The following is a 19,856-nucleotide window of genomic DNA, read 5'->3' as shown; positions in this document are numbered from 1 at the left end:
CGGACCGGGCGCGCTTTTGCAAGCCCGTGAGGCTGCCCCGTGGGGATCCGGCCGGGCCGGGCCGGCACTCCCGGGCCTCACCTTCTGCTCCCGGCGGCGCCCGTCGCGAACACGCTAACCCCCAAGTCATCGAAAATTTGGCAGCATATTCTCGGGTCCGGCGCCTAGATTGAGACCGCCGAAAGACCATTGGCAGCCCAGTCGATCCCGGAACGATGGAGTATACGGTGACCGCCGCCACGCATCAGATCGCCGCGATGACTTCACGCTGTCCGCGGTGCTGCCGCCCCCGAGACCAGGAGAGCGTCCGACACCCGACATGGAAGGCGACCAGCGATGCTGACCTATGACAGTCCCCACCCCGCGCCTCGAGACCCGCCCCCCGCCGCGGCGGCCGACGAGCCCCGCACCCCGTTCCGCCTGCGACACCAGTCCCTCTCGGCCCACGAGCGCGCCGCCCTCGCGAGCGCCGTCGACGACGGCCTGATGCCCGACGAGGTGGCCGGGATCCTCGCCGGCCGGCGCATGGGCGAGGCCTTCCCGGTCCGCTGGGGCGAGAGCCCGGAGGCCTACGCCGCGCGGGCCGTGTCCGAGATGTTCGTCGCCTACCTCCGGTAGGCGCGCCGCCTCTCGATTCGCCGGCAGCCGGTCTCCCCCGACCGGTCCCCATCGACCAATCCCCAACGACGGACACTGCCATGTCGCGCGTCACCCGAGGATGGGGGCGCCGGACGGGGATCGCTGCCCGCGGCCTCGCCCTGGCACTCGCGGCCGCCGGCCCGGTTTCGGCCGCCGGGGCGCCGGACAATCCGGCTCGGGTCGCGGTGGGACCGGACGGGCGGGACCTGCGCCTCGCGGGCGACCTCACCGCCGGCGTCGCCACCCGGGTGGCCGACCTCCTCGCGACGCATCCGGGGGTGGAGCGCATCCACCTCACCAGCGACGGCGGCCTCGTGGCGGAGGGGGCGGCGATCGGCGCGCTCGTGACGGCGCGGGGGCTCGCCACCTACGTGCCCGACGTCTGCGTGTCGGCCTGCACGCTGATCTTCGTCCGCGGGCGGGCGCGCCTCCTCGCGGCCGGCGGCCGGCTCGGCTTCCACGCCCCCTACATCGTCGGCGCCCACGGCCGGATGCGTCCGGTGGATCCCGCCCCGGAGCGGGCCGCCTACCGGGCCGCCGGCCTGCCGCGCGCCTTCGTGGCGCGGGCGCTGGCGGTGCCCCCGGCCGGGATCTGGATCCCGGACGCCGCGCGGCTGCGCGCGGCCGGCATCGTCACCGCCATCGTCGGCCCGGACCGCCTGCCCGACTCCACCCTGGACGCGGATCCGAGCGAGGCCGGCGCCCGCGCGGCGATCCTGCGCGCCCTGCCGATCCTGCGGCAGGCGGGCGCGGCCGACCTAGATCCCATCGCCCGGTGGTACCGGGACGGCTACGCGGCCGGCCGGCCGGAGGGGGAGGCGGCCGCGGGCCTGAGGCGGATGGCCGGCGCCTACCTGCGGCGGCGGTTCCGGGCCGGCGACGACGCCCTCGTCCAGGCTCTGGGGCGCCGGGTCCTGGCGACGATGCGGGGCGCCGAACCGCGGGACGAAGCGGCCTGCGCGATCCTGGCGGCCGGCGACCTCGTGGCGCTGGACGCGCGGCTCAGGGCCGAGCGGCCCTCCCGACCCAGGCAGGGTCGGGGGCACACACACGGGCACGGGCACGCGCATGCTGGGGACGGCCTCGCGCCGCTCCTCGCCCGGGCCCCCGCGCCGCCGCCGGACGCCGCCGCGCCGGATCCGCTCCCCGCCCGGCCGGTGGCGTGCGCGGCCCGGATCGCCGCCACGGCGCGGATCCTCGGCCTGCCGGCCCCGGCCTCCGCGGCGGCGCTGCGGTCGCTGCTCCTGGCCGAGCCGCGGCCGGTGCTCGCCGAGCGGGCCGGTCCGTAGGGCCGCCCCCTCGACAAGCCGCGCCGCCGCCTATCTTCGCAGGCGGCCGGGCCGCGGCGCCGGCCGATCGGGGGACGGGAGAGGGCGGATGCCGGGATATCGCCTGCGCGGGGCGGTTCGCAGCGAGGACGGGGCGATCGGCGACCCGCTCGTCGACGAGGTGCTCTCCGCCGCCGACGCGAAGGAGGCCGTGCGCCTCGCCAACAGCCGCTCGCTGACGATCGAGGACGACACCATCAACGCCCTCTGGCTGGTGGATGCCGGCGGGACCCTGCTGTGGTCCCTGCGCCGGGCCGACCGGGACAGCTGACGGGACGCCCGCGCGGCGCGGCGCCGGGGCCGGTCGGGCGCCGCGGCGAGGCCCGGCCGGGGCCCGCCCCCGATCGGCGCCGGGCCGCGAGCCTTCGGGCTCAAAACTAATTTGCATAAGTATTCAAGGACCCGATCTAATGTAGGCTCTTGATCCCACGCCGACGCGGAGCAGCAGCCGTGCAAAATCCGCTTGTGCGCAAGTTAGATCGCTACATCCATCTGTCGGAAACGGACCGACACTGCTTGGCCGAGGCCGTCAGCCCGGTCCGCATGGTCGCGGCCCGCACCGACATCATCCACGAGGGCGACGACCCGCGCGCCGTCAACGTCATCCTGGACGGCTGGGCCTGCCGCTACCGGCAATTCGCCAACGGCCGCCGCCAGATCGTCGCGCTCCTGCTGCCGGGCGACCCCTGCGACCCGCACGTCTTCCTCCTCGACGTGATGGATCACGCGATCGGCGCGATCACGCCGGTCGCGCTCGGTCAGATCAGCGGCGGCGCCCTGCAGACCCTGACGGCCCGCAGCGCGGGCCTCGACATCGCCTTCCACCGCGAGGCGCTGGCCACCGCGGCGGTCCAGCGCGAATGGACCGTCAGCCTCGGCAGCCGCACCGGGATCGAGCGGCTCGCCCACCTGTTCTGCGAACTGCACGCCCGGCTGGCAGCGGTCGGCCTCGCGGACGACACGACCTGTCCGATGCCGATCACCCAGAACGACCTCGGCGACGCGATGGGTCAGACCAGCGTGCACATCAATCGTACGTTGCAGGAGCTGCGCGGCCTCGGACTGATCACCCTGCGCAGCCGCCGCCTGACCATCCACGACCCGGCGGCGCTGGCCCGGCTCGGGCATTTCGACCCCACCTACCTCCACCTGACGGCCGAAGCCGGTTCCGCCGCCGCCCGCCGCGCCTGAGCCGCGATCGCCCCGGCGGAAGCGAAGCCCGTTCGACGACCTCCGGAGAGCCCGGCATGACAGACCCTCGCGACCCGGCGGAGCGCCTCGCGGCCGTGGAGGCCGACAATGCGCGCCTGCGTCGCCTGCTCGATGAGGCGGGCGTGCCCGACAGTCTGCGCCACGGGATGCGCAACACGATGGCGATGATGCGCACGGTCATGCACCGATCCGCCGAGAGCGCCGCCGACGTCGAGACCTACGTGGCCCATCTCGACGGCCGGTTCGGGGCGGTCATGCGGGTGCAGGCCGCCACGGACGCGTTCGGCGACGCGAATCTCCACACCCTGATCTCGGACGAGCTGATGTTCCACCTCGTCCGGGAGGGCGAGCAGGCCATGATCGCCGGCCCGCGGGTGCGGCTCCGGCCCCGGGCCGCGCTGGTCCTGGCGCTGGCGCTGCACGAGCTGACCAGCAACGCGGTGGAGCACGGCTCCCTGGCGCTCCCGCAGGGCCGGGTCAGCGCCACGTGGCGGATCGCGGAGGCGGAGGCGGGGATGCCGGTGCTGACCCTGGCCTGGGTCGAGACCGGCGGCAGCGACGTGCGGCCCCCGGCCCGGCGGGGCTTCGGCACGGACGTGCTGGAGAACATGCTGGCCTACGATCTCGGCGCGCAGACCACCGTGAGCTACGCGCCGGACGGGCTCTCCTGGACGATCCGCCTGCGGCTCTCCGCCCGCATCGGGCACCAGGCGGTCGAAGACTCCGCCGAAGACCCCGCGGAAGACCCGGCCGAGGATCCGGAGGTCGCCTGGGACGACGAGGGCCGGTGAGTTCCCCCGCCGGCGCCCCGGGTTCGCGGGTGTCCGGCCGCCTCAGCCGGCCCCCGCGTCGCCGTAGACGACGCCCGCCAGGTCCTCCAGCTTCGCGCGATCGATCACCGTGATGCGCCCGCGCTGGGCGCGGATCATGCCGGCGCCCTCGAGGATGTGGGTCGCCGTCGTGACGGTGGGCCGGCGCACGCCGAGCATCTTGGAGAGCACCTCGTGCGTGAGGGGCAGTTCGTCCTGCTCCAGGCGGTCGTGGCTCATGAGGATCCACCGGGCGAGCCGCGCTTCGACGGTGAGGTCGGCATTGGCGTAGACGGTCTGCCCCACGTGGACGATCAGGCTCTGCACGTAGCCGCCCAGCACCCGGCGCAGGCCGGCGCTGGCATCGAGGGCCTCGCGGAGGGTGCCGGCCGGGATGCGGAGCGCCGCGCCGCGGGCCTGGACGATGGCGGTGTGGGGCGTGGACGCGGCCCCGAGCGCCAGCGGCACGCCGACGAAGCCCTCGCGGCCGGTCAGGCCGACCGCGATGCGCCCCGCGCGGCTGTCCGCCACGAGGGAGACGAGCCCGTCCTCGACGAAGTGCGCCTGCGCGATCGGCTGGTGCGGGACGATCAGCACCGCCTGCAGCGGCAGCGGCACCGGCTCCAGGGCGGGGGCGAGGCGGCCGAACTCCTCCGGCGCCAGGGTGGCCAGCAAGCGGTTGCGGACGGCTGATTGCTGCAGCAGCGCCATGGGCTCCTCCGGGTCCGGGCAGGAGCACGGGCAATCTCCCAGTCACCCGCGCCCGAGGCGTCCGGCGGATGATCGACCACCCTCTCACAGGGAACTTCACCGTAGTATGGATTAGATTAGTTTTGGCGCACCAATACATCCAGATAGGCGAGCCAATACCGCAGCGCGCGAGGCTGCCGCCGCCGGCCCTCCATCCCCGGCGACGGCAAGGGACGGAGGCCCCGAATCCCGGAAACGGCCCGCGGGGCCGCGACTGCCTAAATTTGTGGCACACGATTTGCGAGCCCCTTTCCCGTCTCAACGAAGACGACGAAGGGCACCGCCGTGAAAGCATTTGGAACTTGGGGCCCGGCCGCCGCTCTGGCCGCCGGGCTCGCGATGAGCGCCCTGGGCGCGGGGGCCGCGCGGGCGCAGGAGACCATCAAGGTCGGCATCCTGCACTCGCTCTCGGGCACGATGGCGATCTCGGAGACCACCCTCAAGGACGCGATGCTGATGCTCATCGCCGAGCAGAACGCCAAGGGCGGCGTGCTCGGCAGGAAGCTGGAGCCGGTGGTGGTCGATCCGGCCTCGAACTGGCCGCTCTTCGCCGAGAAGGCCCGCGAGCTGATCAGCAAGGACAAGGTCGCGGCCGTGTTCGGCTGCTGGACCAGCGTGTCGCGGAAGTCCGTGCTGCCGGTCTTCAAGGAACTCGACAACATCCTGTTCTACCCCGTCCAGTACGAGGGCGAGGAGAGCGAGCGGAACGTGTTCTACACCGGCGCCGCCCCGAACCAGCAGGCGATCCCGGCGGTGGACTACCTGATGTCGGAGGACGGCGGCGGCGCCAAGCGCTGGGTGCTGGAGGGGACCGACTACGTCTACCCGCGCACCACCAACAAGATCCTCGAGGCCTACCTCAAGGCGAAGGGCGTCCGGGACGAGGACATCCTGATCAACTACACGCCGTTCGGCTTCTCGGACTGGCAGACCGAGGTGTCGAAGATCAAGGCGTTCGGCTCGGCCGGCAAGAAGACCGCCGTGGTCTCGACCATCAACGGCGACGCCAACGTGCCGTTCTACAAGGAACTCGGCAACCAGGGCATCAAGGCCACCGACATCCCGGTGGTGGCCTTCTCGGTGGGCGAGGAGGAGCTCGCCGGCATCGACGCCAAGCCGCTGGCCGGGCACCTCGCCGCCTGGAACTACTTCGAGTCGATCAAGACGCCGGAGAACGAGGACTTCATCAAGAAGTGGCAGGCGTTCCGGAAGAACCCCAAGGCCGTCACCAACGACCCGATGGAGGCCCACTATATCGGCTTCAACATGTGGGTGAAGGCGGTCGAGAAGGCCGGCACCACCGACCCCGACAAGGTGATCGCCGCGCTGCCCGGCATCGAGCAGAAGAACCTCACCGGGGGCACCGCCAGGATGCTGCCCAACCACCACATCACCAAGCCGGTCTTCATCGGCGAGATCGAGCCGACCGGCCAGTTCGACGTGGTGTGGAAGACCGAGGGGCTGATCCCCGGCGAGGCGTGGTCCAAGCAGCTCGAAGGCTCGAAGGAACTCGAGGCCGACTGGGTGAAGCTCAACTGCGGCAACTACAACACCAAGACCAAGAAGTGCGGCGGCGCCTGAGCGCGCCGCAGCCCGGTGTTGCCGGCTGGCCCGGCAACACCGGATGGACGTCGAGCGCGGGCCCCCTCGGCCGTTCGGGAGCGGGGCAGGGTGAAGGATCGGGTCTTCCCGGATAGGGCGCACCCCGCACCCCAAACCCTCTCCCGTCCGGCTGAGGGGGCCTGTCGCCCCCCGCCCGGACCGATCCGTACAGGCCCCGGCCGCGCATCAGCCATCCCGGGTGCCGCCCGCGTCGCCATCCCAGCTTCCAGGCCCACCGAAAGTCTCGATGCTCCGTCTCCTCGCCCTCCTGCTCCTGCTGCACGGCGCCCCGGCGCTGGCGCAGACCCCCGATCCCTACGCGCAGCTCGCCGGCGACGGCTATGCCGAGATCGAGGCCGGCGTCTCCGGCCTCGCGGCGAGCGGCGACCCGCGGGCCGGCGCGATCCTCTCGGCTCTGTCGGACGGGCGGCTGCTGGTGCGCCCCGGCGACAAGGCCCTGCTCGTCCGGCAGGGCGGCGCCGTGGTCGATGCCCGGACCGGCGCGACCGGTACCGACACACCCGACCTCAAGCCCGTGCGGGCCAACAACCGGGTCCGGCGCAGCATCGAGGCGGCTCAGGGCCAGCTCAATCTGGCGAGCCCCGATCCGGCCCAGCGCCGCGCCGCCGCCGACGCGGTGTTCAAGGCGCGGGACGCGGCCGCGCTCGCCGCCCTCGACGCGGCCCTGGCCCGCGAGGCGAACGCGGGCGTCCGGCAGGCCCTGACCGAGGCCCGCGCCGCCGTGCTGCTCGCCAAGCCCGGAACCGCGGAGGCCGACCGGATTGCCGCGATTCCCGCCATCCAGGCCCGGGGCGATGGCGACGCGATGGGCATCCTGCGCGGTCTGGCGGCGGATCCGAGCGAGGCTGTGCGGGCGGCGGCCGCCCGCGGCATCGCGGCGATCGAGACGCGGCTGGCGATCCTCGGGGCCCTCCAGAACGTCTGGTACGGCATCTCGCTCGGCTCGGTCCTGCTGCTCGCCGCCATCGGGCTCGCCATCACCTTCGGGGTGATGGGCGTGATCAACATGGCGCACGGCGAGATGGTGATGCTCGGCGCCTACACGACCTACGGCGTGCAGGAGCTGATCCGCACGAAGGCGCCGGCCCTGTTCGGCTGGTCGCTCGCCATCAGCATCCCCTGTGCGTTCCTGGTGGCCGGACTGATGGGCGTGCTGATCGAGCGGTTCATCATCCGCTTCCTCTACGGGCGCCCCCTGGAGACGCTGCTCGCCACCTTCGGCGTCAGCCTCGCCCTGCAGCAGGGGGTGCGCTCGCTCTTCGGCCCCTCCAACCGCGAGGTCGGCGCGCCGGCCTTCATGAGCGGCGCCGTCGACGTCTACGGCCTGTCGATCACCTGGGGCCGGATGTGGATCATCGTGTTCGCGTTTGCCCTGTTCCTCGGGCTGCTCTTCGTCCTGCGGAAGACGTCGTTCGGCCTGAAGACCCGGGCGGTGACCCAGAACCGCCGGATGGCGGCCGCCATGGGCATCCGCACGCCCTACGTCGACGCCCTGACCTTCGGGCTCGGCTCCGGCATCGCCGGCATCGCCGGCGTGGCGCTGTCGCAGATCGACAACGTCTCGCCGAATCTCGGCCAGGGCTACATCATCGACTCGTTCCTCGTGGTGGTGTTCGGTGGCGTCGGCAACCTCTGGGGGACGCTGGTGGCGGCGCTGACGCTCGGCGTCGTGAACAAGCTCGCCGAGCCGTATATCGGCGCGGTGCTGGCCAAGATCGGCCTCCTGATCTTCATCATCCTGTTCATCCAGAAGCGCCCGCGCGGCCTGTTCGCGCTCAAGGGCCGGGCGGTGGAATCGTGAGCGGGCCGGCGCGCGCGCCCTGCCATCCCCGCAGAGGGGGGAGGGCGGGGGCCCGGCATCCCCGGACCGCCCATCCTCTCAGGCTGAACGAAGCCGATCGCCTGCGCGGGCAGGGGATCGGGCACGAACAGGGAAGCCCGGCATGACCCCCCGCACGCCCCTCATCGACCGCAAGGGCTGGATCTTCCTCGCCGTGCTGGCGGCGTTCTGCCTCGCCGTGCCGGTGCTGAACCTCGCCGCGCCGGAGGGCTCGGGCCTCCACGTGCCCACCTACCTCGTGTCGCTGTTCGGCAAGTACCTCGCCTACGCGCTGCTGGCGGTCAGCCTCGACCTCGTCTGGGGCTATTGCGGCATCCTCTCGCTCGGCCACGGGGCGTTCTTCGCGCTCGGCGGCTACGCGATGGGCATGTACCTGATGCGCCAGATCGGCGCCCGGGGCGTCTACGGCAACCCGGTCCTGCCCGACTTCATGGTGTTCCTGAACTACAAGGCGCTGCCCTGGTACTGGTACGGCTTCGACCACTTCGCCTTCGCAGGCCTGATGGTGCTGCTGGTGCCGGGGCTGCTCGCTTTCGTGTTCGGCTGGCTCGCCTTCCGGTCGCGGGTGACCGGCGTCTACCTGTCGATCATCACCCAGGCGCTGACCTACGCGCTGATGCTCGCCTTCTTCCGCAACGACATGGGGCTCGGCGGCAACAACGGCCTCACCGACTTCAAGGATCTTCTGGGCTTCTCCGTCCAGTCGCAGACCTTCCGCGTGGGCATCTTCGTCGCCACCGGGGTGGCGCTGGCGCTGGGCTACCTCGTCGCCCGGGTCATGACGGTCTCGGCCTACGGCAAGATCCTGATCGCCGTGCGCGACGCCGAGAGCCGGACCCGCTTCCTCGGCTACCGGCCGGAGCACTTCAAGACCCTGGCCTTCACGGTCTCGGCCATGATGGCGGGGGTCGCCGGCGCCCTCTACGTGCCGCAGGTCGGCATCATCAACCCGGGGGAATTCGCCCCCGGCAACTCCATCGAGACGGTGATCTGGGTGGCGGTGGGCGGCCGCGGCACGCTGGTGGGCGCGGCGCTCGGCGCCGTGCTGGTCAACTACGCCAAGACCGTGCTCACCGGCGTGATGCCCGACGCGTGGCTGTTCGCGCTCGGCGGCCTGTTCGTGATCGTGACCCTATTCCTGCCCCGCGGCCTCGTCGGCACCGTCATCGAGCGGTTCGGCGGCCGGCGTGCGGCGGCCAAGCTGCCGCCGGAGCCCGAGATCGCCCCGGAACGTGTCGAACAAGGGCAGGGCGCATGAGCACCGACCTCCTCGAACGCCCGGACGCCGCCCGCGGCCCCGCCAACCGCAAGCGGGAGACGGAGGCGCTCCTCTACCTCGACGATCTACGGGTGACCTTCGACGGCTACAAGGCCCTGCGCGGCCTGTCGCTGACGCTGGCCCGGGGCGAGCTGCGGGCGATCATCGGCCCGAACGGCGCCGGCAAGACCACCATGATGGACTGCATCACCGGCAAGACCCGCCCGGACAGCGGCATCGCGCTGTTCGACGGCAGCCACGACCTCCTGAGGAGCGACGAGCCCGCGATCGCCGACCTCGGCATCGGCCGCAAGTTCCAGAAGCCCACCGTGTTCGAGAGCCACACGGTGGCCGACAACGTCCTGCTGGCCCTGAAAGGCCCCCGCGCCGCCTTCGCGTCCCTGTTCGGCTGGCGCAACCGGGTGGAGCGCGAGCGGATCGACGCCCTCCTGGAGACCGTCGGCCTCCTGGCCCATCGCGACCGCCCGGCGGCCGACCTCAGCCACGGCCAGAAGCAGTGGCTGGAGATCGGCATGCTGCTCGCGCAGGACCCGAAGCTCCTGCTGGTCGACGAGCCGGTGGCCGGCATGACCGATGCCGAGACCGCCGAGACCGCCCGCCTACTCCGGCGGATCGCGGGCGAGCACGCCGTCCTCGTGGTGGAGCACGACATGCACTTCGTCCGGGATCTCGGCTGCCGGGTCACCTGCCTGCACGAGGGCGCGGTGCTGGCCGAGGGCTCGATCGACGCGGTCTCGGCCGACCCGCGGGTGGTCGAGGTCTATCTGGGGCGATGACCATGCTCTCCGTCGAAGACATCGACCTCTATTACGGCGCCGCCCAGGCGCTCCGCGGCGTCTCGCTGACGGCCGAGGCCGGGCGGGTCACGACGGTTCTGGGCCGCAACGGTGTCGGAAAGACCTCGCTGATGCGGGCGATCGTCGGCCAGCAGCCGGTGCGCTCCGGCGCGATCCACCTCGACGGCCGGCCGATCCAGGGGCTTGCCCCCTACGACCGGGCCCGCGCCGGCATCGCCTTCGTGCCCCAGGGGCGGGAGATCTTCCCGCTGCTCAGCGTCAAGGAGAACCTCGAGACCGGCTTCGCGCCGCTCAAGCGCCGCGACCGCCACGTCCCGGGGGAGATCTACGACCTGTTCCCGGTGCTCAAGGACATGCTGCACCGGCGCGGCGGCGACCTCTCGGGCGGGCAGCAGCAGCAGCTCGCCATCGCCCGGGCGCTGGTGACGCGGCCGAAGCTCCTCGTGCTCGACGAGCCCACCGAGGGCATCCAGCCCTCGATCATCAAGGATATCGGCCGGGCGATCACGTACCTGCGCGGCAAGGGCGAGATGGCGATCGTGCTGGTCGAGCAGTATTTCGAGTGGGCCCGCGACCTCTGCGATTCCTACGCGGTGATGGATCGCGGGCAGGTGATGCTGGCCGGCCCCCGGGCCGGGATGGTGGAGGCCGACGTGCTCCGGTGGATGTCGGTGTAGAACGCGCGCCGCCGCAGGGGACGCCGGTCCGGCGCGGGGGCGCGTGCCCTCGCGGCCCTCGAGGTTAATGGAGGTCCTCGAGGCGTTCTCGATCGCGTGGCGCCCGGGGCCGGCCCCCGGAACCCGGCCGGGCGCACGCCGCCCCTCGACCGGATCCGTCCCCGCCGGGGCGGGCGCCGTCTCCAGCGCGATAGGATCTTCAGGTCGTCGATGAGCGAGCCTGAGGAATATCCATGCTGTGGATTCGGTGTATTCCAATCTGGAAGCGGGAACATGAGCAGCGGAATCTGTTTACGGCCCGGCCATCGGCCAAGGTTAAACCACAATTCAGGTTCGCCATGGGGCTCGAACCCCGGGAGCGCCCATGACGATCCTCGATCCGATCACCGGCCGGTTGGTCACCATCACCGTGCCGCAGCCGCGCCCGCGCTGAGCGCCGGAGACACGGTGAGCGTTGCCTGGCCGCCGTGCCGGGCCTCCTGGGCGGGCAAGAGGCCGTCCGAGGCGCAAGGCAGGCCGGGGACGCCGGCGGCGGCGGGCTTCAACCTGGGTGGCGTGATGGTGGAACCGACCGATCGCAGGATCCCGCGCCGGCAGGGGCGCGCGCGGCGGCCTCGGGTCCCGACGGCGCCGCCGATCCTGCTGCTGGCCGGCCCCGGCGGGGAGCCGGGCCTGAGCGGCGAATCGACCGCCGCCGAGCTGATCGCCCTGGCGCGGGCGGCCCGCCAGGACGCCGCCCGCCGCACGGAGACGGGCTGACGCGCGCCGCTCGCGGGAGTCCGGCCCCCGGGCGGCGTCAGATCCGCCGCCCTTGAACGCCGGGGCCGACGCGGTCGGCGGCCGCGGAGGCGCATCCGTGCTCGAAGACGGCGGCCTGCCGGACCGGATTCAGCCGGCCCGGCCGCGCCGCCTCGGGCGATCCCGGAAGCGCCGGGAGCATGCCGATCTGCGGGGCCAGCCGAGCCCGGGCCTCCGGAGGGGCATCATGCGGATCCACGAACCGCGGGCGCGCGCCGACCATCCGGCGCACCGCCTCGCGCAGGTCGCCGTCCGGATACGGCCGGATTCGAGACGACCAGAACAGGCGCCCGCGCGGCCCCGCGCCCGGGATCGGCCCGGCCGTGCCGCTGCCCCGGCCCGCCCGGCGGCGGAGCGCGCAGAGCAAGATCGGGCGGCCAAACGGGCAGGCTCAGCTCAGGAGGTCGGGTGTACGGCCGCCAAGGGCCCGAGCGGCGACACCTGTCCGCGGCCCACGCGCGAAGCCCGCAGCAGCGCGCTCTTCGTGCGGATCCTCCCCGATCAGCCGAGGCGGCCCGGCGTGATCATGGACGTGCCTCCGGCGCCGCTGTCCGCACCTGCCTCTGGACATCGCGGCCGCATCCCGGTCACGTGCGACCGAAGGAGCCGCGCGTCCGCCGGCGCGCGCGCGTCACGAACAGGCAGGCGGTCCATGCCTCCAAGGGACGAGGAAGCCGTGAGGGACGAGGAAGCCGTGAGGGCCGCGTCGGCGGCGTACGGCAACGGGACGCTGCCGGCGGGCATCCGGTCGCGCCTCCTGCCGGGGATCAACGGCCTCACCGTCCACGTGCTGGAGGCGGGGTTCGAGCCGGCCGGCCGGCCGCTCGTCGTGCTCCTGCACGGCTTCCCGGAACTGGCCTACAGCTGGCGCAAGATCATGCTGCCGCTGGCGCAGGCCGGGTTCCACGTCGCGGCCGCCGACCAGCGGGGCTACGGAAGGACGACCGGATGGGATCCGGCCTACGCGGCGAACACGCATCCCTTCGGCTTCCTCAACGTCGTCACCGATACCCTGGCGCTCGCCGCCGCCCTGGGGCACCGGCAGGTGGCCTGCGTGGTCGGCCACGATTCCGGCTCACCCGCCGCCGGCTGGTGCGGGCTCATCCGGCCCGACGTCTTCCGCTCGGTCGTGATGATGAGCGCCCCGTTCGCGGGGCCGCCGGCCCTTCCCGCAGGGGCCGGAGCCGCGCCCGCGGAGAGCGACGACGCCCTCGACGCGGCGCTGGCCGGCCTGCCGCGCCCGCGCAAGTTCTACCAGCGCTGGTACAGGACCCGGGAGGCGAACGACGACATGCTGCGCGCGCCGCAGGGTCTGCGGGACTTCCTGCGCGCCTACTACCACGCGAAGAGCGCCGACTGGCCGGACAACGCGCCCCGGCCGCTGGGATCCCGCGCGGCCGAGGAATTCGCGCAGCTTCCGACCTACTACATCATGGACCGCGACCGGGGCATGGCGGCGACGGTCGCGCCCGAGATGCCGTCCGCCGACCAGATCCGGACCTGCGCGTGGCTCACGGATCCCGAGCTGGACGTGTACGTGGCGGAATACGCGCGGACCGGCTTCCAGGGGGGGCTGCAGGGCTACCGCCGCTACACCGATGCCGCCTGCGTCGACGACCTGGGCGCCTTCGCGGGCCGCACCCTCGACGTGCCGTCGTGCTTCATCGCGGGCCGGAGCGACTGGGGCGTCTACCAGACACCGGGCGCGGTCGAGGCGATGCGCCATCAGGCCTGCACGAACATGACCGGCTTTCACCGCGTCGAGGGGGCCGGGCACTGGGTTCAGCAGGAGCGGCCCGACGAGGTGGCCGATCTCATCCGGGCGTTCCTCCGCGATACCCCGTGAGGTCCGGACGCCCGACGGCGGGGCGGCCCGCGAACCCTGGGGGGACGGGCGATGAACGCCCACCGGAGTCACGATCGGGCCGCGATCGAAATTGCCAGCCCCCGGGTCCGGGCCCATCCTGACGCGGATGACCCCGACCGTGCCCCTCTCCGCCATCCGGATCTTCGAGGCCGCCGCCCGGCGGCGCTCGTTCAAGGCCGCGGCGGGCGAGCTGAACCTGTCGCCCAGCGCCGTCAGCCACGCCATCCGCAAGATGGAGGCGATGCTCGGCGTCTCGCTGTTCGAGCGGGCCGGGCCCGGGATCGCGCCGACCCCGGCCGGGGAGGCGCTGTGCGACCATGTCGGACGCGCCTTCGCGGAGCTCAACCGCGGCTTCGACCTCGTGGCGAACCGGGGGCCGCAGCTCCTCCGGCTGCACTGCGCCCCGAGCTTCGCCGCGCAGTGGCTGGCGCCGCGGCTCGCCCGCTTCCTCAGCGCCCATCCGGGCTTCGAGGTGCGCCTGGCCGCCGGCATGGATTACGCCCGCTTCATCACCGACGAGTTCGACGCCGACATCGTCTACGGGCCGCCCCGCGGGGAGGGCCTCGTGCGCATGCCGCTGGGCCTGGAGACGGTGACGCCGCTCTGCGATCCCGCCCGGGCCGCCACGATCCGCGAACCCGCCGACCTGCGCGCGCACACGCTGATCCAGAGCGACAACAAGCAGGTGCGCTGGACCCATTGGTTCGAGCACAACCGGCTGCCGCCGCCGCCGTCCGCGGCGATCCGCTTCGACCGGAGCTTCCTGGCCCTGGCGGCCGCCGCGGACGGGCTCGGGGTCGCCCTGGAATCGACCCGCCTCGCCGAGCGGGAGGTCGCGGCCGGCCGCCTCGTCGCGCCGCTGGCCGGCCGCGCGCAGGACATCGCGTATGTCGGGCATCACTTCGTCTGCCCGGCCGACGCCCGGCGCCGCGCGCCGCTCCGGGTCTTCGCCCGCTGGCTCGCGGGGGAACTCGCGATCGACCTCAGCCCGGATCTCGCCTGACCGCTCCGAGGTGAGCGGGATTCACCTGGGCGTGCAAATTCCGCGTTTGTCGCGGGCGTCCCGCGCCGTCACATTCATCCCAACGAGACAGACGGGAGGAGACGCCGCAGGCCGCACGATCCGCAGGATCGCGGTCGCCGGCCCGCCGCACCCTCCGTCGTGACGACAGGTTCGATCCCGCGCCGTCGCGGGTCACCGGGAGGAATCCATGCTGCTGAACGATCGGGTCTGCGTGATCACCGGGGCGGCCTCCGCCCGCGGCATCGGCAAGGCCACCGCGCGGCTCTTCGCGCGCCACGGCGCCCGGGTCGCGATCCTCGACCTCGAGGCCGGGCAGGCCGAGGCCGCCGCCCGCGACCTCGGCCCCGGCCATGTCGGGCTGGCCTGCGACGTCACCGACCGGGCGGCCTGCACGGCGGCGGCCGACGAGATCGTGGCCCGCCTCGGCCGGATCGACGTGCTCGTCAACAACGCCGGCATCACCCAGCCCCTCAAGATCATGGAGATCGGGCCGGAGCATTACGACGCGGTCACGGACGTGAACCTGCGCGGCACCCTCTACATGAGCCAGGCGGTGATCCCCGCCATGCGCCAGCAGGGCTCGGGCGCGATCGTGTGCATGTCGTCGGTCTCCGCCCAGCGCGGCGGCGGCATCTTCGGCGGCCCGCACTACTCGGCCGCCAAGGCCGGTGTGCTCGGCCTGCAGAAGGCCATGGCCCGCGAACTCGGCCCCGACGGCGTGCGGGTGAACGCGGTCACCCCCGGCCTGATCCAGACGGACATCACCGGCGGCAAGCTCACCCCCGAGCTGAAGGTCGAGATCGCCAAGGGCATCCCGCTGGGGCGCCTCGGCGTCGCCGACGACGTCGCCAACGCCTGCCTGTTCCTGGCCTCCGACCTGTCCACGTACATCACCGGCGCGGTGATCGACGTGAACGGCGGCATGCTGATCCACTGAGGGGGCCGCCATGACGACGGGACTGCCGACAGGATCATCGACCGGGGCCTCGCCCGAAGCCTCGACCGAACGGCCCCGCGCCGGGTCCAACGTGCCGCTCGGCGAGCGCGCCTACCGCATCCGCCGCCACGCCCTGCGCATGGGCGAGGTCCAGGGCCAGGGCTACATCGCCCAGGCGCTCGGCATCTCCGACGTGCTGGCGGTGAGCTACTTCCACGCCCTCGCCTACCGGCCCGGGGACCCCGAATGGGAGGGTCGCGACCGCTTCCTCCTGTCGATCGGCCACTACGCGATCGCCCTCTACGCCGCGCTGATCGAGGCGGAGATCATCCCCGAGGACGAGCTGACGAGCTACGGCGGCGACGACAGCCGCCTGCCGATGTCCGGCATGGCCGCCTACACGCCCGGCATGGAGATCACCGGCGGGTCGCTGGGCCACGGGCTCGGGATCGCGGTCGGCATGGCGCTGGGGCTGAAGCGGAAGGGCTCCAAGAGCTTCATCTACAACCTGTTCTCCGACGGCGAGCTCGACGAGGGCTCGACCTGGGAGGCCGCGATGTCGGCCGGATCGTTCAAGCTCGACAACCTGATCGGCCTCGTCGACGTCAACGGCATGCAGGCCGACGGCGCCTCCACCGGGGTGCTCAACTTCGAGCCGCTGGGGCCGAAATTCGCGGCGTTCAACTGGTTCGTGCAGCGGGTCGACGGCAACGACATCGACGCGCTGGTGAAGGCCTTCGACGCCGCCCGGCACCATCCGGGGGCCGAGCCCCGGATCATCCTCTGCGACACCCGCATGGCGAAGGGCGTGCCCTTCCTCGAAGCGCGCGAGCGCAATCACTTCCTGCGGGTCGAGCCGGACGAGTGGCAGCGGGCCCTGGCGATCCTGGACGAGGGGAGGGTGAAGTGAGACGCTCCAAGTACGAGAAGCCGGCCCCGCGCGCGGGCGGCGGCGCCAAGACCTCGGCGATGATCGCCTCGCTGGCGGCGCCCGGCCAGCGCACCAAGCCCGCCCCGTTCGGCCACGCCCTGGTCGAACTGGCCGGGACGCGGCCCGACATCATCGGCCTCTCGGCGGACCTGTCGAAGTACACGGACCTGCACATCTTCGCCCAGGCCTACCCCGAGCGCTTCTACCAGATGGGGATGGCCGAGCAGCTGCTGATGAGCGCGGCCGCGGGCCTCGCGCGGGAGGGCTTCACGCCGTTCGCCACCACCTACGCGGTGTTCGCGGCCCGGCGCGCCTACGATTTCATCTGCCTCGCGATCGCGGAGGAGAACCTCAACGTCAAGATCGCCTGCGCGCTGCCCGGCCTGACCACCGGTTACGGCCCCAGCCACCAGGCGACCGAGGATCTCGCGATCTTCCGCGGGATGCCGAACCTCACGATCATCGATCCCTGCGACGCCCACGAGATCGAGCAGGTCGTCCCCGCGATGGCCGCCCACCAGGGGCCGGTCTACCTCCGGCTCCTGCGCGGGAACGTTCCGCTGGTCCTCGACGCGTACGGCTACACGTTCGAACTCGGCAAGGCCAAGACGATCCGCGACGGCCGCGACGTGCTGGTGATCTCGTCGGGCCTGATGACCATGCGCGCCCTCGAGGTCGCCGAGGCCCTGCGCGACGACCGGGTCGACGTCGCGGTCCTGCACGTACCGACGATCAAGCCCCTCGACACGGCGACGATCCTGCGCGAGGCCGGGCGCGGCGGCCGGCTCGTGGTGGTGGCCGAGAACCACAGCGTGATCGGCGGCCTCGGCGAGGCGGTGGCCGGCCTCCTGATGCGCGCGGGGGTGATGCCGGGGCGCGGCTTCCGCCAGATCGGCCTGCCGGACGAGTTCCTCGAGGCCGGCGCCCTGCCGACGCTCCACGACCGCTACGGCATCTCGGCCGCCGCGATGGCGGGGAGCATCCGGGCATGGCTCTGAGCACGGATCTGAGCCGCATCGCCTTCATCGGCCTCGGCGCCATGGGCCTGCCGATGGCGACCAACTTGGTCGCGGCGGGCTTCGACGTCCGCGGCTACGACCTGCGGCCCGAGGGCCGCGCGGCCCTCGCGACCGCGGGCGGGACCTCGATCGCGACCCCAGCGGAAGCCGCCGCCGGCGCCGACGCGCTCCTCCTGATGGTGGTGAACGCCGCGCAGGCCGAGGCCGTGCTGTTCACCGAGGGGGCCCTCGACGCCCTCGCGCCGGACGGCCTCGTGGTCCTGATGGCGACCTGCCCGCCGCAATCGGTGGAGCGATTGGCCGGGCGCGTCGCGGCGGCCGGCCGCCGCTTCGTCGACGCGCCCGTCTCGGGGGGCGTCGTCGGCGCCCGGGCCGGAACGCTCACCATCATGGCGGCCGCGCCCGCCGGGACGCTGGCGGCCCTGCGGCCCGTCCTCGACGCCCTGGGCGACCGCATCTTCCAGGTCGGCGAACGCCCAGGACAGGGCGCCACCGTCAAGGCCGTCAACCAGCTCCTGTGCGGCGTCCACATCGCGGCGGCCGCCGAGGCGCTGGCGCTCGCCGGACGCGTCGGGGTCGATCTCAACGTGGTGCTGGAGATCCTCTCGGGCTCCTCGGCGGCGAGCTGGATGCTGCGCGACCGCGGCCCCCGGATGCTGGAGGACGCGCCGACGGTCACCAGCGCGGTCGACATCTTCGTGAAGGACCTCGGCATCGTGCTGGAGGCCGGCCGCGGCGCCGGGGCGGCGCTGCCGCTGGCGGCGCTCGCCCACCAGCTCTTCGTCTCCACCTCCGGCCGCGGCGACGGCGCCGCCGACGACAGCCAGGTGGTGCGCGCCTACCGCCTGCTGAACGGCGACGACGCGCCGCCGTCCGCACGGCCGTCCGCACAGTCGTCCGCGAGGGACGCGCGCCACCGGGGCTCGACCGCCCCGGACTGAACGCGGGACGCAGGATCCACCGGCGGGCAACGGCGGGGATCGCGGGACCCGGACCACCCAGGGAGTGAAACCATGCGCGACACGCGTCTCAGCCGCCGCAGCCTGCTCGTGGGTGCGGCGGCCCTGCCGGCCTTCGGCATCCTCACCCGGCGCGGGCAGGCCGCCGAGTTCACCTACAAGCTGGCCACCGGCCAGGACCCGACCCATCCGGTCAACGTCCGGGCGCAGGAGGCCCTCGACCGCATCCGCGAGGCCACGAACGGCCGGCTGGAGATCAAGCTGTTCCCCGCCAACCAGCTCGGCTCGGACACCGACCTGCTGGCGCAGGTGCGCAACGGCAGCGTCGAGTTCTTCAACCTCGCGACCTCGATCCTGGCCACCTTCGTGCCGGCCGCGAGCCTGCCGAACACCGGCTTCGCCTTCAAGGATTACGACGCCGTCTGGGCGGCGATGGACGGAGGCCTCGGCACCTATGTCCGCTCCGAGATCGCCAGGACGCCGATCCTGACCGTCTCCAAGGTCTGGGACAACGGCTTCCGGCAGATCACCTCCTCGACCCGCGAGATCCGGACGCCGGAGGACCTGAAGGGCTTCAAGATCCGCGTCCCGCCGGCGCCGATGCTCACCTCCCTGTTCAAGGCGCTCGACGCCGGGGCGGCCCCGATCAACTTCAACGAGCTGTACTCCTCGCTCCAGACCAAGGTGGTCGAGGGCCAGGAGAACCCGCTGGCCATCACGGCCACGGCGCGGCTCTACGAGGTGCAGAGATTCTGCAGCCTGACCGGCCATGTCTGGGACGGCTACTGGATCCTCGGCAACAAGCGGGCGTGGCAGCGGCTGCCCGAGGAGCTGCGCCAGGTCGTGTCGCGGGAACTCGACCGGTCCGCGACCGACCAGCGCGCGGACGTCGCCAAGCTCAGCGTGTCCCTCCGGGACGGCCTCACCGCCAAGGGCCTCACCTTCATCGACGTCGACCGGGCGCGGTTCCGCGAGGCCCTCGGGCGGACGAGCTTCTACAGGGACTGGAAAACCAAGTACGGCGACGCGGCCTGGTCGCATCTTGAGGACGTGTCGGGCAAACTGACCTGAAGCGCTTCCCGCCGGATCGAAAAGCGGTATCGGAGAACGAAGGCGCGCCGAGACGCACCGCTGGACATACGAGACGACACATTTGGGGCTGTTCCCGCCGGCGACGGCACGGGACCGGCCCCGACGGGAGGGCGCCATGCAGATCGATATCGCGGCCGTCGAGACGACGGCAGGAATTGAGTCGTCCGGCCCGCCCCTGCGCGCCCGGACCTGGCTGCGCCGGCTGGACGACGGCCTCGGCCATCTGGTGGAGATCCCGGCGGCGCTGCTCGTGCTCGCGGAGATCGCGGTGCTGC

At 72.6% G+C, this 19,856-nt stretch carries 20 protein-coding genes; 18 read left to right on the top strand and 2 right to left on the bottom strand.

Annotated elements, in window-relative coordinates:
- The first annotated feature begins 336 nt into the window (after positions 1-336).
- From MFF58_RS26980 to MFF58_RS26960, 5 genes are all read left to right on the top strand, one after another.
- On the top strand, positions 337-618 hold the full coding sequence (locus MFF58_RS26980; protein WP_238292511.1) for a hypothetical protein: 282 nt from the start codon (positions 337-339) through the stop codon (positions 616-618).
- Positions 619-698: 80 nt separating this feature from the next.
- Positions 699-1,928 carry a hypothetical protein gene (locus MFF58_RS26975; RefSeq protein WP_238292509.1) on the top strand — a complete coding sequence of 410 codons (1,230 nt, stop codon included), beginning with the start codon at positions 699-701 and terminating at the stop codon, positions 1,926-1,928.
- A gap of 88 nt (positions 1,929-2,016) precedes the next feature.
- Positions 2,017-2,238: a hypothetical protein gene (locus MFF58_RS26970; RefSeq protein WP_238292507.1), complete on the top strand. Its 222-nt coding sequence runs from the start codon at positions 2,017-2,019 to the stop codon at positions 2,236-2,238.
- A gap of 179 nt (positions 2,239-2,417) precedes the next feature.
- On the top strand, positions 2,418-3,158 hold the full coding sequence (locus MFF58_RS26965; protein ID WP_238292505.1) for a Crp/Fnr family transcriptional regulator: 741 nt from the start codon (positions 2,418-2,420) through the stop codon (positions 3,156-3,158).
- Between the two features lie 56 nt (positions 3,159-3,214).
- On the top strand, positions 3,215-3,970 hold the full coding sequence (locus MFF58_RS26960; protein ID WP_238292503.1) for an HWE histidine kinase domain-containing protein: 756 nt from the start codon (positions 3,215-3,217) through the stop codon (positions 3,968-3,970).
- 42 nt (positions 3,971-4,012) lie between these two features.
- Here MFF58_RS26960 and MFF58_RS26955 read toward each other — a convergent pair whose 3' ends face one another.
- Positions 4,013-4,699, bottom strand: coding sequence for a Crp/Fnr family transcriptional regulator (locus MFF58_RS26955; RefSeq protein WP_238292501.1), 687 nt, complete (start codon positions 4,697-4,699; stop codon positions 4,013-4,015).
- 378 nt (positions 4,700-5,077) lie between these two features.
- On the opposite strand from MFF58_RS26955, the gene urtA reads away from it, so the two are divergent.
- The 6 genes from urtA to MFF58_RS26925 all read left to right on the top strand — a co-directional run bounded on the left by urtA (position 5,078) and on the right by MFF58_RS26925 (position 11,713).
- Positions 5,078-6,319: an urea ABC transporter substrate-binding protein gene (gene urtA / locus MFF58_RS26950; protein WP_238292538.1), complete on the top strand. Its 1,242-nt coding sequence runs from the start codon at positions 5,078-5,080 to the stop codon at positions 6,317-6,319.
- Positions 6,320-6,587: 268 nt separating this feature from the next.
- Complete coding sequence (gene urtB / locus MFF58_RS26945; RefSeq protein WP_238292499.1) at positions 6,588-8,162, top strand: urea ABC transporter permease subunit UrtB; 1,575 nt, start codon at positions 6,588-6,590, stop codon at positions 8,160-8,162.
- A gap of 142 nt (positions 8,163-8,304) precedes the next feature.
- Complete coding sequence (gene urtC / locus MFF58_RS26940) at positions 8,305-9,459, top strand: urea ABC transporter permease subunit UrtC (protein WP_238292497.1); 1,155 nt, start codon at positions 8,305-8,307, stop codon at positions 9,457-9,459.
- Positions 9,456-10,256, top strand: coding sequence for an urea ABC transporter ATP-binding protein UrtD (gene urtD / locus MFF58_RS26935; RefSeq protein ID WP_238292495.1), 801 nt, complete (start codon positions 9,456-9,458; stop codon positions 10,254-10,256). Before urtC ends, urtD begins: the two co-directional genes overlap by 4 nt.
- 2 nt (positions 10,257-10,258) lie before the next feature.
- Positions 10,259-10,954, top strand: a complete 696-nt coding sequence (gene urtE / locus MFF58_RS26930; RefSeq protein WP_238292492.1) for an urea ABC transporter ATP-binding subunit UrtE — start codon at positions 10,259-10,261, stop codon at positions 10,952-10,954.
- Between the two features lie 447 nt (positions 10,955-11,401).
- A complete protein-coding gene (locus tag MFF58_RS26925) occupies positions 11,402-11,713 on the top strand; it encodes a hypothetical protein (RefSeq protein WP_238292490.1) in 312 nt (103 codons plus the stop codon).
- A gap of 37 nt (positions 11,714-11,750) precedes the next feature.
- Here the strand turns inward: MFF58_RS26925 and MFF58_RS26920 are convergent, their stop codons facing one another.
- On the bottom strand, positions 11,751-12,119 hold the full coding sequence (locus MFF58_RS26920) for a hypothetical protein (RefSeq protein WP_238292488.1): 369 nt from the start codon (positions 12,117-12,119) through the stop codon (positions 11,751-11,753).
- A 309-nt stretch (positions 12,120-12,428) separates the two neighbouring features.
- Between MFF58_RS26920 and MFF58_RS26915 the strand changes: the two genes are divergently transcribed.
- The 7 genes from MFF58_RS26915 (at position 12,429) to MFF58_RS26885 (ending at position 19,560) form a co-directional block, all read left to right on the top strand.
- The gene (locus tag MFF58_RS26915; protein WP_283206475.1) at positions 12,429-13,598 is read left to right on the top strand and encodes an alpha/beta fold hydrolase; all 1,170 of its coding nucleotides are present in this window, start codon (positions 12,429-12,431) and stop codon (positions 13,596-13,598) included.
- Positions 13,599-13,725: 127 nt separating this feature from the next.
- Positions 13,726-14,622, top strand: a complete 897-nt coding sequence (locus MFF58_RS26910; RefSeq protein ID WP_238292486.1) for a LysR substrate-binding domain-containing protein — start codon at positions 13,726-13,728, stop codon at positions 14,620-14,622.
- Positions 14,623-14,830: 208 nt separating this feature from the next.
- Positions 14,831-15,580, top strand: coding sequence for an SDR family NAD(P)-dependent oxidoreductase (locus tag MFF58_RS26905; RefSeq protein ID WP_238292485.1), 750 nt, complete (start codon positions 14,831-14,833; stop codon positions 15,578-15,580).
- A gap of 10 nt (positions 15,581-15,590) precedes the next feature.
- Complete coding sequence (locus MFF58_RS26900) at positions 15,591-16,490, top strand: transketolase (RefSeq protein ID WP_238292484.1); 900 nt, start codon at positions 15,591-15,593, stop codon at positions 16,488-16,490.
- Entirely contained in the window at positions 16,487-17,509 is a 1,023-nt protein-coding gene (locus MFF58_RS26895; RefSeq protein WP_238292483.1) for a transketolase family protein, read from the top strand. Before MFF58_RS26900 ends, MFF58_RS26895 begins: the two co-directional genes overlap by 4 nt.
- Positions 17,500-18,471 (top strand): NAD(P)-dependent oxidoreductase, encoded by a 972-nt coding sequence (locus tag MFF58_RS26890; RefSeq protein ID WP_238292482.1) that lies wholly within the window; start codon positions 17,500-17,502, stop codon positions 18,469-18,471. Before MFF58_RS26895 ends, MFF58_RS26890 begins: the two co-directional genes overlap by 10 nt.
- 72 nt (positions 18,472-18,543) lie before the next feature.
- On the top strand, positions 18,544-19,560 hold the full coding sequence (locus MFF58_RS26885; RefSeq protein WP_238292480.1) for a TRAP transporter substrate-binding protein: 1,017 nt from the start codon (positions 18,544-18,546) through the stop codon (positions 19,558-19,560).
- Positions 19,561-19,856: the final 296 nt, after the last annotated feature.

The organism is Methylobacterium longum, from assembly GCF_022179385.1.
GTDB classification, from domain to species: domain Bacteria; phylum Pseudomonadota; class Alphaproteobacteria; order Rhizobiales; family Beijerinckiaceae; genus Methylobacterium; species Methylobacterium longum.
This window is presented reverse-complemented; position numbering and strand designations above follow the sequence as displayed.

What these genes read in the sequence shown, in the direction of transcription:
- MFF58_RS26980 (WP_238292511.1), top strand. Translation starts at nt 337, where the DNA reads ATGCTGACCTATGACAGTCCCCACCCCGCGCCTCGAGACCCGCCCCCC.
- MFF58_RS26975 (WP_238292509.1), top strand. Translation starts at nt 699, where the DNA reads ATGTCGCGCGTCACCCGAGGATGGGGGCGCCGGACGGGGATCGCTGCC.
- MFF58_RS26970 (WP_238292507.1), top strand. Translation starts at nt 2,017, where the DNA reads ATGCCGGGATATCGCCTGCGCGGGGCGGTTCGCAGCGAGGACGGGGCG.
- MFF58_RS26960 (WP_238292503.1), top strand. Translation starts at nt 3,215, where the DNA reads ATGACAGACCCTCGCGACCCGGCGGAGCGCCTCGCGGCCGTGGAGGCC.
- MFF58_RS26955 (WP_238292501.1), bottom strand. Translation starts at nt 4,699, where the DNA reads ATGGCGCTGCTGCAGCAATCAGCCGTCCGCAACCGCTTGCTGGCCACC.
- urtA (WP_238292538.1), top strand. Translation starts at nt 5,078, where the DNA reads ATGAGCGCCCTGGGCGCGGGGGCCGCGCGGGCGCAGGAGACCATCAAG.
- urtB (WP_238292499.1), top strand. Translation starts at nt 6,588, where the DNA reads ATGCTCCGTCTCCTCGCCCTCCTGCTCCTGCTGCACGGCGCCCCGGCG.
- urtC (WP_238292497.1), top strand. Translation starts at nt 8,305, where the DNA reads ATGACCCCCCGCACGCCCCTCATCGACCGCAAGGGCTGGATCTTCCTC.
- urtD (WP_238292495.1), top strand. Translation starts at nt 9,456, where the DNA reads ATGAGCACCGACCTCCTCGAACGCCCGGACGCCGCCCGCGGCCCCGCC.
- urtE (WP_238292492.1), top strand. Translation starts at nt 10,259, where the DNA reads ATGCTCTCCGTCGAAGACATCGACCTCTATTACGGCGCCGCCCAGGCG.
- MFF58_RS26910 (WP_238292486.1), top strand. Translation starts at nt 13,726, where the DNA reads ATGACCCCGACCGTGCCCCTCTCCGCCATCCGGATCTTCGAGGCCGCC.
- MFF58_RS26905 (WP_238292485.1), top strand. Translation starts at nt 14,831, where the DNA reads ATGCTGCTGAACGATCGGGTCTGCGTGATCACCGGGGCGGCCTCCGCC.
- MFF58_RS26900 (WP_238292484.1), top strand. Translation starts at nt 15,591, where the DNA reads ATGACGACGGGACTGCCGACAGGATCATCGACCGGGGCCTCGCCCGAA.
- MFF58_RS26890 (WP_238292482.1), top strand. Translation starts at nt 17,500, where the DNA reads ATGGCTCTGAGCACGGATCTGAGCCGCATCGCCTTCATCGGCCTCGGC.
- MFF58_RS26885 (WP_238292480.1), top strand. Translation starts at nt 18,544, where the DNA reads ATGCGCGACACGCGTCTCAGCCGCCGCAGCCTGCTCGTGGGTGCGGCG.